Source organism: Novosphingobium sp. 9U (genome assembly GCF_902506425.1).
In the GTDB taxonomy this organism is placed as follows: domain Bacteria; phylum Pseudomonadota; class Alphaproteobacteria; order Sphingomonadales; family Sphingomonadaceae; genus Novosphingobium.
Genome location: NZ_LR732493.1, coordinates 1 through 13604, shown reverse-complemented (window position 1 = coordinate 13604; position 13604 = coordinate 1). Strand labels below are relative to the sequence as shown.

Annotated in this window: 16 protein-coding genes and 2 pseudogenes; 8 read left to right on the top strand and 10 right to left on the bottom strand. The window is 61.6% G+C overall.

Annotated features, from left to right (window positions below):
* Positions 1 to 810 precede the first annotated feature (810 nt).
* From GV044_RS15680 to GV044_RS15665, 5 genes are all read left to right on the top strand, one after another.
* Positions 811 to 1032: a hypothetical protein gene (locus tag GV044_RS15680; protein ID WP_236555024.1), complete on the top strand. Its 222-nt coding sequence runs from the start codon at positions 811 to 813 to the stop codon at positions 1030 to 1032.
* A 59-nt stretch (positions 1033 to 1091) separates the two neighbouring features.
* Positions 1092 to 1223 carry a hypothetical protein gene (locus tag GV044_RS22570; protein ID WP_256377286.1) on the top strand — a complete coding sequence of 44 codons (132 nt, stop codon included), beginning with the start codon at positions 1092 to 1094 and terminating at the stop codon, positions 1221 to 1223.
* Between the two features lie 207 nt (positions 1224 to 1430).
* Positions 1431 to 2321 (top strand): NAD(P)-dependent alcohol dehydrogenase, encoded by an 891-nt coding sequence (locus GV044_RS15675; RefSeq protein WP_371741635.1) that lies wholly within the window; start codon positions 1431 to 1433, stop codon positions 2319 to 2321.
* Positions 2315 to 2485 (top strand): hypothetical protein, encoded by a 171-nt coding sequence (locus GV044_RS15670; protein WP_159872583.1) that lies wholly within the window; start codon positions 2315 to 2317, stop codon positions 2483 to 2485. The genes GV044_RS15675 and GV044_RS15670 overlap by 7 nt, the downstream gene beginning before the upstream one ends.
* Before the next feature lie 157 nt (positions 2486 to 2642).
* Complete coding sequence (locus GV044_RS15665) at positions 2643 to 3077, top strand: glycosyltransferase (RefSeq protein WP_236555023.1); 435 nt, start codon at positions 2643 to 2645, stop codon at positions 3075 to 3077.
* A gap of 958 nt (positions 3078 to 4035) precedes the next feature.
* On the opposite strand, the gene GV044_RS15660 is transcribed toward GV044_RS15665, so the two are convergent.
* The 5 genes and pseudogenes from GV044_RS15660 to GV044_RS15640 all read right to left on the bottom strand — a co-directional run bounded on the left by GV044_RS15660 (position 4036) and on the right by GV044_RS15640 (position 6705).
* On the bottom strand, positions 4036 to 4485 hold the full coding sequence (locus tag GV044_RS15660) for an ATP-grasp fold amidoligase family protein (protein WP_159872579.1): 450 nt from the start codon (positions 4483 to 4485) through the stop codon (positions 4036 to 4038).
* The gene (locus GV044_RS22565; protein WP_256377285.1) at positions 4407 to 4928 is read right to left on the bottom strand and encodes an ATP-grasp fold amidoligase family protein; all 522 of its coding nucleotides are present in this window, start codon (positions 4926 to 4928) and stop codon (positions 4407 to 4409) included. Before GV044_RS22565 ends, GV044_RS15660 begins: the two co-directional genes overlap by 79 nt.
* A 298-nt stretch (positions 4929 to 5226) precedes the next feature.
* Positions 5227 to 5347, bottom strand: a pseudogene (locus tag GV044_RS22830) (transposase); the annotation flags it as partial.
* A gap of 71 nt (positions 5348 to 5418) precedes the next feature.
* Positions 5419 to 5901 (bottom strand): thermonuclease family protein, encoded by a 483-nt coding sequence (locus GV044_RS15650; RefSeq protein ID WP_236555021.1) that lies wholly within the window; start codon positions 5899 to 5901, stop codon positions 5419 to 5421.
* A gap of 525 nt (positions 5902 to 6426) precedes the next feature.
* A complete protein-coding gene (locus GV044_RS15640) occupies positions 6427 to 6705 on the bottom strand; it encodes a UvrB/UvrC motif-containing protein (RefSeq protein WP_159872573.1) in 279 nt (92 codons plus the stop codon).
* A gap of 281 nt (positions 6706 to 6986) precedes the next feature.
* On the opposite strand from GV044_RS15640, the gene GV044_RS22260 reads away from it, so the two are divergent.
* Positions 6987 to 7112 carry an entericidin A/B family lipoprotein gene (locus tag GV044_RS22260; protein WP_236555020.1) on the top strand — a complete coding sequence of 42 codons (126 nt, stop codon included), beginning with the start codon at positions 6987 to 6989 and terminating at the stop codon, positions 7110 to 7112.
* 444 nt (positions 7113 to 7556) lie between these two features.
* On the opposite strand, the gene GV044_RS15635 is transcribed toward GV044_RS22260, so the two are convergent.
* The 5 genes from GV044_RS15635 to GV044_RS15615 form a co-directional block, all read right to left on the bottom strand.
* Positions 7557 to 7808: a DUF5654 family protein gene (locus tag GV044_RS15635; RefSeq protein WP_159872571.1), complete on the bottom strand. Its 252-nt coding sequence runs from the start codon at positions 7806 to 7808 to the stop codon at positions 7557 to 7559.
* 540 nt (positions 7809 to 8348) lie between these two features.
* Positions 8349 to 8783, bottom strand: a complete 435-nt coding sequence (locus GV044_RS15630; protein ID WP_159872569.1) for an EthD domain-containing protein — start codon at positions 8781 to 8783, stop codon at positions 8349 to 8351.
* Positions 8784 to 8833: 50 nt separating this feature from the next.
* On the bottom strand, positions 8834 to 10924 hold the full coding sequence (locus GV044_RS15625) for an FAD-dependent oxidoreductase (RefSeq protein ID WP_159872567.1): 2091 nt from the start codon (positions 10922 to 10924) through the stop codon (positions 8834 to 8836).
* The gene (locus GV044_RS15620; protein WP_159872565.1) at positions 10921 to 11688 is read right to left on the bottom strand and encodes a glutathione S-transferase family protein; all 768 of its coding nucleotides are present in this window, start codon (positions 11686 to 11688) and stop codon (positions 10921 to 10923) included. Before GV044_RS15620 ends, GV044_RS15625 begins: the two co-directional genes overlap by 4 nt.
* The gene (locus GV044_RS15615; protein ID WP_159872563.1) at positions 11681 to 12577 is read right to left on the bottom strand and encodes an SDR family NAD(P)-dependent oxidoreductase; all 897 of its coding nucleotides are present in this window, start codon (positions 12575 to 12577) and stop codon (positions 11681 to 11683) included. The genes GV044_RS15620 and GV044_RS15615 overlap by 8 nt, the downstream gene beginning before the upstream one ends.
* 117 nt (positions 12578 to 12694) lie before the next feature.
* Between GV044_RS15615 and GV044_RS15610 the strand changes: the two genes are divergently transcribed.
* Together GV044_RS15610 and GV044_RS22560 are read left to right on the top strand one after the other, a co-directional pair.
* On the top strand, positions 12695 to 13300 hold the full coding sequence (locus GV044_RS15610; RefSeq protein ID WP_159872561.1) for a TetR/AcrR family transcriptional regulator: 606 nt from the start codon (positions 12695 to 12697) through the stop codon (positions 13298 to 13300).
* Between the two features lie 132 nt (positions 13301 to 13432).
* Positions 13433 to 13604, top strand: a pseudogene (locus GV044_RS22560) (12-oxophytodienoate reductase); the annotation flags it as partial.

Genomic DNA, 13604 nt, shown 5'->3' with positions numbered 1-13604 from the left:
CCTTTACAGACGCTTATGCTGAAGCCGCTGATCGCGGCCGGGATTGCCGCCCTTGCCGCGGCCAAGATGGGAGGTGACAAAATGAGAACAGCGCCCAATCTCGAACTGTGCTCGTCGGCCTTGCCGTCCGAAGCATCACAGCGGCCTACGTGGGTGCCGCACTCGCGCCGCGCGACAGACGTGTTCTAGGCGCCGCAATGCCGTCGGGACGGCGCTTGCCTCGTCCTACGTAGGCCTTTTCCGTACGCGAGTGGGCGATGCGACGCTATGGGCAGACCGCGACAGGGTTCTTCGAAATGCGCTAGTTTGGGCTAGTTACCGCGAATCCGTCGCTTGTCACAAGCCATGATTTAGCGAGTGGCGTCCTTGGCCCAGACTGATTTCCGACAGAAAAGGATGTCACGCGCCCGAACGTCACAGAAGTCCGGTGCTCGCGCGCACTGTGGGAGGTTACGTCCATACCTGGTCCGTGCCCATCAGCAGCGCGCCGCTCCCGTCGAGGACTAGCCACGGAACAAGGCCGGGCGAATGCTGCAAATAAAGCGGTCTCTCACACGTATCCTGATGGTACCCGGGCGCTTGACCGGGTGACCCACCCGCTACGTAAGCCTTCCTGCCGCCTGCCGAGCGCCGATGATGTCCGGGCTGTACTATCCTGGGGGCAACTCGCCCCTTCGTCATTGTTCCAGGTACTGGCCCCTTTCAAGGGGACGGCGGCGATCAGTGAATGACGATCGCCGCCGCATAGTTGCAAGGGCTCTTACGAGTCCTTCGGGTCGCACCGCAGCTATACTCGCATCTGCACCGCCGATGAACGGTCGTTCATCGTGCGGTGCCGTACCGTCGTCGATGCCGTGCTTAGCTCCAATCTATCGCGCTGGCGCGCGAAAAACCCCGAGCAATCCCCGAAGTCTGCCCACGTTCGCAAGGCGCAGCCGCTCGGTCGATCTGGGCGGTGACAGGCTGATGCTGTCGGGCAACGTCTACTACACTTCGAGCTTCTACTTCGACCTGGAACAGCAGTTCCGCTAAAGGCCTACGGACTGCTGTCGCTGCGGGAACAGTGGACCGATCCGTCCGAACAGTACACGGTGGCGGTCTTTGGCGACAACGCCACCAACAAGCGCTACCAGACGCAGGTGTTGTTCAACGAGCTGGGCATGGGCGCGGTCTGGAACTCGCCGCTGACCTACGGGTTCGATTTTGGCGCCAAGTTCCGCTGAGGGCAGGCGCAAAGGGAGGCTTGCGGAACATGAAGGCGATGCGTCTGGGCAAGCCCGCAGGCCTCGACGCCTTGCACCTGGACGAGGCACCGGCTTGATCGCCGGCGTCCGGCGAGATCAAGGTGCGGGTGCGTGCCGCATCGCTGAACTACCGGGACATTTTGGTGATCAACGGCGTTTTGCCGGCACCAGAAAGGTCTGATCCCGTTGTCCGACGGTGCGGGCGAGGTGATCGAGGTGGGCCAGGGCGTGACCGAGTTCACGCCTAGGGACCGCGTCGTCACCACCTTTGACCCCAAGTGGCTTGCAGGGCACATCGACCGGGCGCAGCTCGACAACACTCCGGGAGGTCCGGCCGATGGTTTCGCCTGCGAGGACGTGACGCGGCCGCCCACGCACTTCACCCGCGCTCCCGCCAACCTCTCGCATGAGGAGGCCGCAACGCTGACTTGCGCCGGTGTCACCGCCTGGCGTGCGGTGATGACCGATGGCCAGGTAAAGCCCGGCGACCGGGTGCTTGTGCAGGGTACCGGAGGCGTCTCGCTGTTCGCGCTGCAGTTCGCCAAGGCGGCGGGCGCGACGGTGATCGCAACCAGTTCCTCGCCGGCCAAGCTGGCGCGGTTGAGCGCTTTGGGCGCGGATCACGTGATCGATCACGTCCACGCGCCCGAGTGGGCACAGGCCGTGCTCGACCTGACGGGCGGCCTGGGCGTGGAGCATCTGATCGAAGTCGGTGGACCGAACACCATGCGCCAGAGCTTCCTCGCAGCGCTGACCGGCGCCCACGTGGCGATCATCGGCGCCATTGCCGAGTTCGAGACGGACGCGACGCCCTTTGCCGTCGCGCAGGCCAAGCGCCTGCGCCTGCAAGGCGTGACCGTGGGCAGCCGTAGCGATCAAGTCGAGATGGTCCGCGCGATCGATGCGCACGCCATTCACCCGGTGCTCGACCGAATATTTCCGCTTACCCGTCTTGCCGACGCCATCCGGCACTTCCAGTCAGGCGGTCATTTCGGCGAAGTCGGCATCGCGGTCCGAAGGCCGAGGTCCAGACCGCACGGGGTGCTGTTCCCCTGGACGATCTGGGGCGCGTGCTGATCCATGAGCACGTCCTGCTCATGGGTATGGAGCACACCTTCGACTACCGCCCTGACTTCTTCGCCAAGAAGACCGTCGACGACGCGGCTGCGGGGCTAAACGCGCTCAAAAGCTTTGTCAGACCAAGTGCACTGGCTGGTAAGCAGGGCACTGTGGGGCGCTAAATGCCCGTCTTCGCAAGCCTGCCAGTCCGTTTCGGTACTTCTAGTCTTCGCCTAAGGCGATCCGGCCGGTAGTGCAGATGTATGTTAATTTTCCGCTCAGTTGGCGGAACGTCGAGGATATGTTGTTCAAGCGCGGATCGCTTTTTGTCATGAGACAATGCGGCTGTGGTGGAACAGATTCGGGTTGATATCTGCCGGCGAGGTCCGGTGCAAGCAAGCGGGTCAGCCGCATGCGCAGCTTAACAAGGCCTCAGATATGGAATACATATCCGAGGTCAGTATGCAGCAATCATCGGAAATCGAAAGCGATCGCACCGCCGGTAGCTTGAATTCGTGTCGTATCTCGATCGCCTTGGCCACATGCAACGGTGAGCGTTTTATATCCGAGCAATTGCAGTCGTTAAATGAGCAAGTTTTGGCTCCACATGAACTCGTCGTCTGTGATGATGTTTCGACGGATAAAACGTTTATTATACTAGAGCAGTTTGTCGAAAATGCAAGGTTTCCTGTCCGGTTATATAGAAATGATGTTAGATTAGGTTTCCGTGCAAATTTCATGAAGGCTGCTTCTCTCTGCGAGGGAGACTTGTGATCAGGATGATATTTGGCGGCCCGACAAGTTGGCTAGAGTTCTGCCGCACTTCGCCGATCCAAGTGTCATGTTGGTTGCACATCAGGCCCGCCTAATCGGTGAGAACGGCGACCAGGGCGATCGGTTCGATACGGCACCGGGGCTCGACCAACAGGACATATTCGCTGCCGGGCCGTGGCCTCTGATATATGGCTTCTCGCAGACTTTTAGGTCGAGCATAAATCAGTATGCCGACCTTTGGCAGAGCTCAATTAGCCACTTCAGCCCTGCTGAACAAATGGGTCATGATCGGCGGATCGCGTTCATTGCAGCTAACATGGGCGAGGTGAGGCTACTGGATAGCGAACTGGTTCTGTACAGACAGCACAGCAACAATTTATTCGGAGGTTCCCATAGTAAACTGGAGGTTGCGTATCGCGATCGATCTACCCTGAATGCTAGACGGAAGAAGCAAGCCTTACTGATCGCGAGGGCTGCAGAGGACCGCACCCTAATCTTAGAAAGTCTTCTGTCTAGTGGAGTGATGGTGCCTGCTACATACCTTAACCGATTTAGATCGTTTTTACGGATCGCCAAACATCGAGCAAACGTCTACTCACCATTACCGAGAAGGACGAAATTAGCCGCCATAGGTAAGTTGGTCTGCCTACGTGCGTACGGCCGATCTAATCGTTGGAGATTTCCCCCGAGTTACCTCCTTGACGATCTTCGAAACGCCGTTTCTTGAAATCGACATAATAGAGTTTTTCGTTTTCAATATCTTGTCCTAGTCTTTACAGCGTACGCGAACGCAGCTGGGGACCTGCAAAGAACTGGAACCTTATAGGCCTGGGTAGCTGAAGATCGACGATAGAAATGCCGGCGCTCGTGGAAGATAAGCCTGGTCAAATTGTAGCCAGTTTGCAGAGAGTTTGCTTTACTTTGGCAGGCATGCGCCGCCTCGTGCTCACGAATCCGATCAAACCTTTTCTGATATGGACAAGGCAGCCTCGCTTTGCTGCCAAAGGCGCCCAACCATAACGTCGCCCGAGTGCGGATTGAACCGGCCATTGCCGTTAGCGGTCGTGAATGTCATTTCCCCGAAGTATATGCGACCATCCACATTGTAGAGACCGACACTCACATACTCGAAGCCGTGCGCCAGCTTTTCCGCGATCCGGAGCAACTCATGCAGGTTGTCTGGCCGGTCTGGAATTTCCGTTCCCCTCTTCTTGTTGAAAACGAAGGGCAGAAGATTCCAGTTTACGTCGAAGGAATTGGATCTAACCTCGCCGAAGCGGTCTTGAATGACGTTGATGAGATGCGCTTTCCCATGAAAGCAGAAAACCTTCAGATCGTGCGGCGGGACGCCGGGCCGGCCGATGCACGGTCGACAAGCAACATCGGCGCGATCTTGGCATAATGCCATTCTCGTCCCATCACGCCAAACGGCTTGGCCAGCCAGTTTGAGCACTTTGCCTCGATCGCGTCCCAGTTCTCGACTTCCTCGTCATGCACGATGATTGTTGCGCCGGACCGATGCGCTGCCTTCAGCACGTAGGGTTTAGGCCAGTTGCGTTCTGCGCGCGGAGGCAAGCACGGACCGCTCCAAATCGTCGGGATGAGGTGGTGTTCACCGATCTTCATCGCAACGATCCTCTTAGCACCGATTTTGTCGGCAAGGAGGGGCAATCTGGGGTCCGATTTCGAACGAAATCTATAGCGCAATAGATGTTCGTTAAAGGTTTTTGGGCGGTGCACATTGGGCCACCACCCGAACCTCCGGCGAAAGCGAATGCGGAGATAAAGGTTATCGGAAAAATGGCCGGCGACCCTCTCCGCTATTCTCAAGACCTTTGCGGTACCAACCATTCACCCCTCCCGGCTGCAAAGCTGATGCATAAGAATACTCCGAACCGTCGGCTTTCCCAGCAAAAAAATTAGGAATAACATGGTGATGCCACGGCAGTTCTGAGGCTCTGTTTGCATCGTCGCCGGTTCTCGATATCGAGCCGCCGTCATCCCCAGCAGCCTGCACACGCTTTTGAAGCTGATCTGGTCCCTATTCCCTCGGGCACCCTCATAATGTTGCGACCTGAGCCGCTCGAAAATCGCGTGAATAGCCCCAAGTGCCGGCACAGAACTATGAAATGGCTGCGCACTTGACTTTTAACCACATCAACTCAACGTTGCGCTGTGCTTCACGCTCGAGCCGCTTGCCTGACTGGACGCGGTTTAGGTAGCCGTAAAGTAGAGCTGGAGCATCGTCGATGGAGATAGGCCGGGCGACCTACGGAAACTTGGTTTAGCTTCTCTCTGCACGGCTGCATCTACAAGCCGCAACCCGTCTGCTCGGTGGCCGCTAAGACAACTCGCGAGGAAAAGCGCGCGCTACCCTAAAGCCGTCATCCCACTTCAACTTGTAAACCACCTGCTTGTGCTTGAGCTGCCAGCAAGACAGATCGCCCTGGCTGCCAGCGACGAGGGCTAGAGTGCGCCCATAATGATCCTCGCCAACGCGATTGATCGTGAGCTGACCTGTCAGAGCGGCAGCTAGGTTGGAGGCGGAGGCGTACGGATCGCCGTCAACGCAGTCGCGGCCGACGCGGCAGTGGCCCGGCCTTTCGGGCGCATCGATGCCGAGCAGGCGAATGCGTTCGTCTCCACACCGGATCGTATCTCCATCGGTAACGGTGCAGCCGCTGATCGCCTCGCCATAGGCGCCTTTGCTGCCCTGTGGAGCATGGACTGAGGCGGCACCTAGTGCTCCACCGAGAAGGATCGCCCCACCGAGGGCGCCGGCGATCGTCAGCCAGTTAGGCTTCGCAGAGCGGGGCCGAACCACCGTCAATCTTGGTCGCCTATATGACCTTTGATTGCTGCCCATGTCCACCTCTGGAGACCACCTTGGCTCCTGTCCGGTTAAGGCTCTATCAACCCGGCATGTACGCTCAAGTCAGGATCTGCTGCCTGGCGGGTTGATCGCGGCCCAGTAAGATGGGGCGTTCTGATCGAGCCATAACACGCCTCCTGCCTCGTCATCGCTCTCGTTGGTCACCCACCTCCCTTTCTCGTACTCCCACCTTGCGATATGGATGGAGAACGGTTCGCCCCGATCGAGGCCGCCGCCCCATGCGGCGCCAACCCTGTGCGGCACGGCTAAGAGTACTAGCTGATCGTCGAACGGCCAGCCGGGCCCGGCCTTTGGTATTCGCTTCCAGTCGATCACGTCTCATCCTCGTTGCTCGTTAGAGCTATAGCGGCGGCGGGCTGGCCCACCACTTACTCGTGATGATCAGCAGCACCAGAGCTGCAAGCATCAGCATGCCACCAAGAAGAAAGCGCCACTCAGGCCTCAAAGTGTGCCGGCTCAGCGCCGCTTCCGGGATTGGTTCGAGGTCATAAGATCAGGCTTCTTAGCCGGTTTCCAGCCGGTTGGTGGCATGAGCTTCGACTGGCTTGTTCCCAAGCCCATTGAGCCGTTCTGCTGCCGTGTCAGTCCGCCCGTGTCAGCCGCTGCTGCTTCGTTGGGCGGTGCGCCACCGCGGATGAGGTTGATTTGGTCGCGCAGACTGCGTGCCAATTCAAAGTCCGTCGCCTTGGCCGCTTGGCGCATTCGTGTTTCAAGGTCATCGATCTCGGCGGTCATGTCCCTCCAACCACAGCTTTGCGCATTAGTTCCGCCGAGCGCTTGAAGGTTCCCCGCCAAGATAAAGAACTCTGTGGAAACAGCGAGTTGCCTGCTCAACATGTGAAGGTTAGGTGGCGCCCAGTTACACCCCATGTAACCACCTCAGGCGCCCCGGTCTTTGCTGGGGCGCCTCTTTCTCACGCGACGCAGCCGAACCGTGCTCGTTGGCGCTCGTTCATACGCGTGGAATGCGGTCTGCTGCACACCGCTGTTCGTAAACCTACAATGGAGCAAGAACATTGGGCCGCCACATCATCACATTCGCTCTCATCACAGGTTGTCTTGCCCTCACAGCCTGCAACACAGTCCAAGGCTTCGGCAAAGACCTTGAGGTCGCCGGCGGCGCCTTGGAGAAGGTGGACTGAGGCGTCGCCGGGCCTCGGTCGGTTACTCACGACCAACATCGCTGTTGTCTTGATCAAGGTGCGGGAATAGCCCGCCTTCAGACATCCGCCGGTATGGGACGATCAAGATAGCTGGTCTCTCCTTGTCGTCGCGCCTCCCAAGCGTTCGTGCGCTCGCGAGCGTAGGCTTTTTGGACACGGCCTCTGCTGATCCCGTAGCGCACGGCAAGCTCGGCAAAGGTCGCGCCATCGATGACCGAAACATAGATCGCTGCGTTCCGGTCGCGATCGGGGCTCGAGCTACCTAAAACCATTGACCTACTCCGACTTGCATCAGCGAGGAGGGCGCTACTCTGCTTATCCGGCCGAGCCCACAGCTGCTCGCCAACGAGTGCGCCGAGCACAGGCGAGCCTACATCCGTTTTGTCGACCGCTCTCGTGACGGGATCCCCAGCGCCCGTGTGCTCAGCCCTCAGCCTCGCGTTGGAATGCTGCTTCGCCGCCGACCCGAGAGGCCAGCCTACCAAGCCAGAACAGCACCACCACAGCGATGACGGTCGCTATGATCGCGTAGGTATAGAGGCCCGAAAGGCTGTCGCCGAGCCCGAGCCTAACGAGTGTCGCTTTGATCGCCTCGTTCCACGCCAGAGCGGCCACGAGGCCCAGCGATGCAGATGCCAGAGCGATCATGGTCTGAAGAAAGGCTTTGGGGTTCATCAATCATCTCCTACGGGCGCCAGGCTCACGGAGCTTCGCTATGCTGGCGGGGCGAGGCGTTCAAGATCTCGTTTCGCGCGGTTGAGTGTCGGTGATCTCGGCGCAAGCTCGCAGGGCGGCTCATTCAGAGTGCTACTTCGGCTCCAACGCAAAATCCACCTGGACCGCAACTGAGCTGTTTGGCGCGTTGGCAGCTGCGAGGGTGGCAGAAGACTTCAATCGGTTGGTCGGCGCTTGTGCTCTTTGCTGTCGGAATGTGGGTGATAGGCAAGTTACTGTAGCGCGAGTCGCCGCTCGCGCTAGCTTGCAGGCATCCAGAACACACGATCTCTCCCGTTCAGTGCTCGTTGCATGCCGCCTCCAATCTGCTCGGCAAAGCTGCATGAACGGTAGCTTTTGGGAAGCGCGTTAGTCCGGCCGCATCGCCGATTGTGGGCCCAGCCGCTCAAAGCTGATGGTGTCGGCTGCTTCTTATTGCATCGACGTACCAAGCTCGACTCAGCCACGCAGTCGCAGCCCTGATCTGGTGTACCATACAATCTAGTCCCATGAAGGCTCGCCCGAGGGCGTCTCGAACACCGTCCCTCGAGGATTGAAAGCGGTTCCAAGATCTCGCACTTCACAAGGCACGGTCACTGTCGCGCGGCGATCAATGAAGCGGTCCTCGTCGGCCCAGAACAGTGCGTCCTTGTCCGGTTCCTGCATGATCCGATAGATCTCCTGGAGCGCCTCCTCGTTCGGCAGGATCCACTCGGAGATGAGGTCCCATTCCCACTCCCGCATGCCATAGCCGCTGTCCTCCTGGCGGGAGTCGCCGCCTGTGTAGACCATGTTGACGTAATTGCGCCGGTACTCGCTGAAGAGATGGCCGCAGAACTTCAACGCCATCGGCGCGTGCGAGCGCTCGAAATGGTCGCGGAACTGTTCGTGGGTCAGATGTGGCTTACGCTTCAGGAAGTGGAGGACCTTGTACATGCCGGCTCCTTCTGGAGTGCAGGTTGTGAATTCGGCTATCACGCGACCGCTCACGTCACCCGTTCAGCGGGTGCGGGGTAAACCGCGGGATCGTTCGCCGCGAAGTAGGCTTCGGCGATGCTGCAGGGCGCGCCGGGTTCGCCGATCAGGCGGGCGAACTTGTGTCCCTCGTAGGCGGCGGTGGCGAAGGGGCGCACCGCGAGCGCGTCGCCGACGGTGAAGAGCTGTGGCACTCGGCCTTCCAGCTCTCGCGCCAGCCCGTCAATCGAGGCGCGCCCGGTGGCGAGCACGACAGCGTCGATGTCATCTAGCACCGACTCCCGCCCGCTATTCACGTCAAACAGCGTCAGCGCACGTTCTTCGATCGCTCGGACCCAGGTCGCGCCGCGGAAGGTGACGCCCGCCTCGGCAAGCCGCTTGGCCACGAACTCGCTCTCGAAGGCGAAGACGAGGCGGCTGGAGAAGGGGGCGAAGCTAGAGCCAATCATCGTGACCTCGGCTCCGGCACGCGCCAGCAGCTCGGCGACGCCGGCGCTGGCATGGGTGCCTTCGCCGTCGAGCACGACCACGCGACCGGTGGGGCGTAGGCCCTTGTCGAGAATATCCTCGGGCGTGTGCACGGATGGTCGATCGGCGCCGGGGATTGGGCGGTCGACCAGTCCGCTGCGACCCTCGCGGCTGAACGCGGCGCCAGTGGCGATGACCACTGCTTGGGGTTCCAGCCCGAGCACCAGATCGGCGGAGGCGGCCTCGCCCTTGCGCATGGTGACGCCGAGGCGGGTCAGCTCGCGCTCCCACCAGTCCGGCGCGTGACGATAGAACTCACGGCCAGGTAGCCGCGCCCAGACTTCAAGCGCGCCGCCCAGAACGTCGCGCGCCTCGAACATCGTGACGCGATGCCCGCGCAATGCGGCGACGCGGGCCGCTTCCAGACCGGCCGGTCCCCCGCCGACCACCACGACGCGAGAAGGTTGGGGCGCGGGCGCGAACGTGTCCACGCCCCATGTGCGCTCGCGATAGCTTGCCGGGTTAATGGCGCAGCCGTAGGCGCCGTCGGCCATGCCGCCCAAGCACCAGTTGCAGGCGATGCAGGTGCGCCCCAGCGCCTCGTTACCGTCGAAGGCGTGGCGCACGAAGCGTGGCTCCGCGATCAGCTCGCGGGTCGAGCCGACCATGTCGCACAGCCCCGATGCCAGCGCCGCCTCGGCATCGGCCATGCGGGTCACGCGACCCAGCACGCTCAGGACCGGCACGCTCCCGGCGGCGCCGCGCACCTTCTCGACATAGGGCTTGTAGACGTGCTCCTCGACGAACACCGTCGGCATTCCATACTGCAGCTGCAGCGGCTCCATCGCGATGTCGAGGTCTACGAAGTCGAGCAATCCCTGCGCGGCGATGCGGCTCAGGATGTCGGCCGTGTCATCGGTGGTCAGCCCACCTTCGACCAGCTCGTCGCAGTTGAAGCGCATGCCCACTGCCATTTCGGAGCCTGCAGCGGCACGCGTGGTTCGCAGTGTTTCGAACAGCAGCCGCATGCGGTTTGCGAGACTGCCGCCGTATTCGTCCTCGCGCCGGTTGAAGTAGGGCGAGAGGAACTGCTCGAGCACACCAGAGTGTGAGGCATGGATTTCGACCCCGTCGAACCCCGCTTCGCGCAAGTGGCTCACCGCTTGGCGGTGCGCATCGTCCATCAGCGCGATCTCGCGCCGGGTCATGGCATGGGTGCCGCTGGTCATGCCGCCATAGGCGTATTGCGCAGAGGAGGGCGCGAGGATTGGCGCGGGCGGCGAGAACGGCTGCCAGTGCCCGGCAGCGTTCCAGTTGTACCAGAGCTGCGCGAAGATCTTGCCGCCCGCCGCGTGCACCGCATCGGCCAGGGCGCGGAAGGCGGGCACGCTCTCGAGCGGATAGGGGCAGGGCTGGGCGTGGCGGCCGCGATCGTGCACGGTGCAACTGAGGATCACCAGGCCGCAGCCGCCGTCCCGCACGCGCTCGGTGCAGTAGGCGATCATGTCGTTGGATGGCCCCGGGCCCACCGTCAGCGGCAGGCCATGGGGCGAGAAATAGTAGCGGTTCGGCAGTTCCACCGGACCCAGGCGGATCGGGGAGAAGACTGTCGGATAGCGCGGATGCACGCTCATCCCTCGCTCCGCTCCTGGGGCACGCTGATACCGCGCACCGCGCCGAAGTCCTTGGCCGGCATGCCCTCAGTCCGCCCGAAGAAGCGGTCGAGATCGCGGTCAGCCGCGGTGCGAAGGGTCTCTGCCGCCGCGGGGACGAACGTGCCGAAGACGCGCGCCTTCGCGCGTTCGACCGCGGGCCGCGCAGCCAGCTTGTCGCGCCAGCGCGCCATAGCCGGGAACGCATCCCAAGTGTAGCCGTGCCGCTCGCAGTACTCGGCCCAGGGCAGCGTCGCTATGTCGGCGATCGAGTAGGCATCGCCGGCGATCCACTCGCGACCAGTTACACGGGCCTCGATCAGGCGGTAAAGCTTGTCCGCTAGCGCGGCATAGCGGCCGTAGGCGTAAGGCTCGGTGCCCTTGGGCAGGAGCGAGAAGTGGGTGAATTGGCCCAGCATCGGCCCGATCGCCGACATCTGCACCATCAGCCATTGCAGCACCTCGTATCGCTCCGGCCCGGTCGTCGGAAGGAAGGCGTCGTAACGCTCGCCAAGCCAGATCAGGATCGCGCCCGATTCCGCCAGCGGCCGGCCGAGCGCCGGATCGAGCAGCACCGGCACCTTGCCTGCAGGATTCAAGGCCAGGAACTCGGGCGTGAACTGCTCGCACTTGAAGAGTTCGACGTGCTGCAGTCGATAGGGGAGCGCGAGCTCCTCCAGCATGATCGCCACCTTGACCACGTTCGGGCTGGCGACGCCCAGCAGCGTCAGCTCGCCCTCAGCCATCGGTGCCCACCAGCTTCTTAAGTGTCCCGCCCAGCGGCGCTGGCATGAAACTGTCGCCGTGTGGCCAGTCGATGAAGCCGAGCGAGGCGATCGTGCCGCCGTCGATGTGGAGCGTCGTGCCGGTAATTGCGCGGCTGAGGTCGCTGGCCAGGAACAGCACGCCGTTCATCACGTCATCCACCGAAGGTGGTCGCTTCTGCGGCACGTAGAATTCGATTGACTTGGCCAGCGCATCCTCGCCCAGCTCGGCCAGGCGCTCGAAGTCCTCGGGCGCGAGAGCGGCGTTGGATGCGCGGGCGAGGGTGGTGTCGGTGGCAACGCAGTTGACCCGGATCTGCTCTGCGCCCAACTCCACTGCCAGCGCTCGGCTGAAATTGGTAGTTGCGGCCTTGCCACCGGCGTAGACTGCGAAGGTCGAAGCGCCGCGGTGCGCCTCGATGGTGGTGAAGTTGACGATCGAGCCACCGTTGCCGCTCTTGCGCAGGAGCGGCAAGGCGCGCTGGCAGCTGTCGACGACATAGCCATAGTTCAGCCGCACGTCGCGCGCGTGGTCCTCGCGGCTGGTCCGGTCGAACAGGCTGCGGCGCACGCCGCCTGCCATGTTGATGAGGATATCGGCACCGCCGACTTCGCCCTCAAGCATGTCGTAGAAGGCGTCGAGCGATGCCGGATCGGCGACTTCGGCATAGTGCGCCTCCACGGTGCCGCGGAGCCCCGACGCCTCGCCCTTGATTGCGGCGACCCCGTCAAGGTCGTTGTCGCAGCAGATCACCACCACGCCCGCCCGCGCCAATGCGAGCGAGGCGCCGCGGCCGAGGTGCCCCGCGGCCCCTCCGACGACAATGGCGATCTTCCCAGCCAACGCACTATGCGCCTCTAGCAGTCCCATGGCCTCTCCTTCACCGCACGCCCTTTCATGAGCAGCGAGTCGGCATAAATTTGTGCACTCGCTTAATCTACCTTTTCGCGCTATGTCAAATCTGACGAAAGGCGGCAGATACCGAACATGGCAGCAAAGCGCAGTAACAGCGACAACGCAGGCACGAAGAAGGCAATCCTCGACGCGACCGAGAAGATCATGTGTGATGAAGGCTATGCTGCCGTCAGCTCGCGCCGGGTCGCCGAAGTGGCGGGCCTGAAGTCCCAGCTGGTGCACTATCATTTCGGCACTATGGATAACCTGTTCTTGGCTTTGTTCCGCCGTGCCGAGGAGGACTTCCTCGCGCGGCAAGTGAAGTCGCTGACCTCGACAACGCCGCTGCGCAGTTTGTGGGAGCAGTCGCTAAAGCAATCGGATACGCGACTAACCATTGAGTTCATCGCCTTGTCGATCCACTCCGAAGCGATCGGCAACGAGCTGGCGCGCGCCAACGAGCGTACGCGCAAGATCCATACCATGGTCGCGGCAGGCGCGCTCGACCGCGCCGGAACCGCGGCCGAAGCGCCGCCGCCTGAAGTGCTCGCCTTCCTGATTGCCGCCGTCAGTCGCACGCTGGTGACTGAGGAGGCTTTAGGCGCAACTGATGTGCACCCAGCGGTCTACGCGTTCGTCGACGCGATGCTGAGCCGGCTTGAAGGGGACATTGGCAAACACGCGCCCTCGCTGGATTGAGCAACTGCTCAACAATCTTGAAAAAAGATATTGAGCGACTGCTCAAACGACGGTAGTTGCTTCCTCGTCGATGATCCGCCTGCGTTCCTTTGGAGCGCCTCACGTCGATGTGGATCGCCGAGATGAGGGTTTATGCAAAGAGACAGCTTCGCAGGCCTGTTCACGCCGTTCCAGCTGGGCAAGTTCACGCTGCCCAACCGCTTCGTGTTCCCGCCGATGGGCCTGGAAGTCTGCGAAGGCGGCGTGCCCGGCGACGATGCGGCCGAATACTACGCCCGCCGCGCGCAAGGGGGCGCCAGCCTGG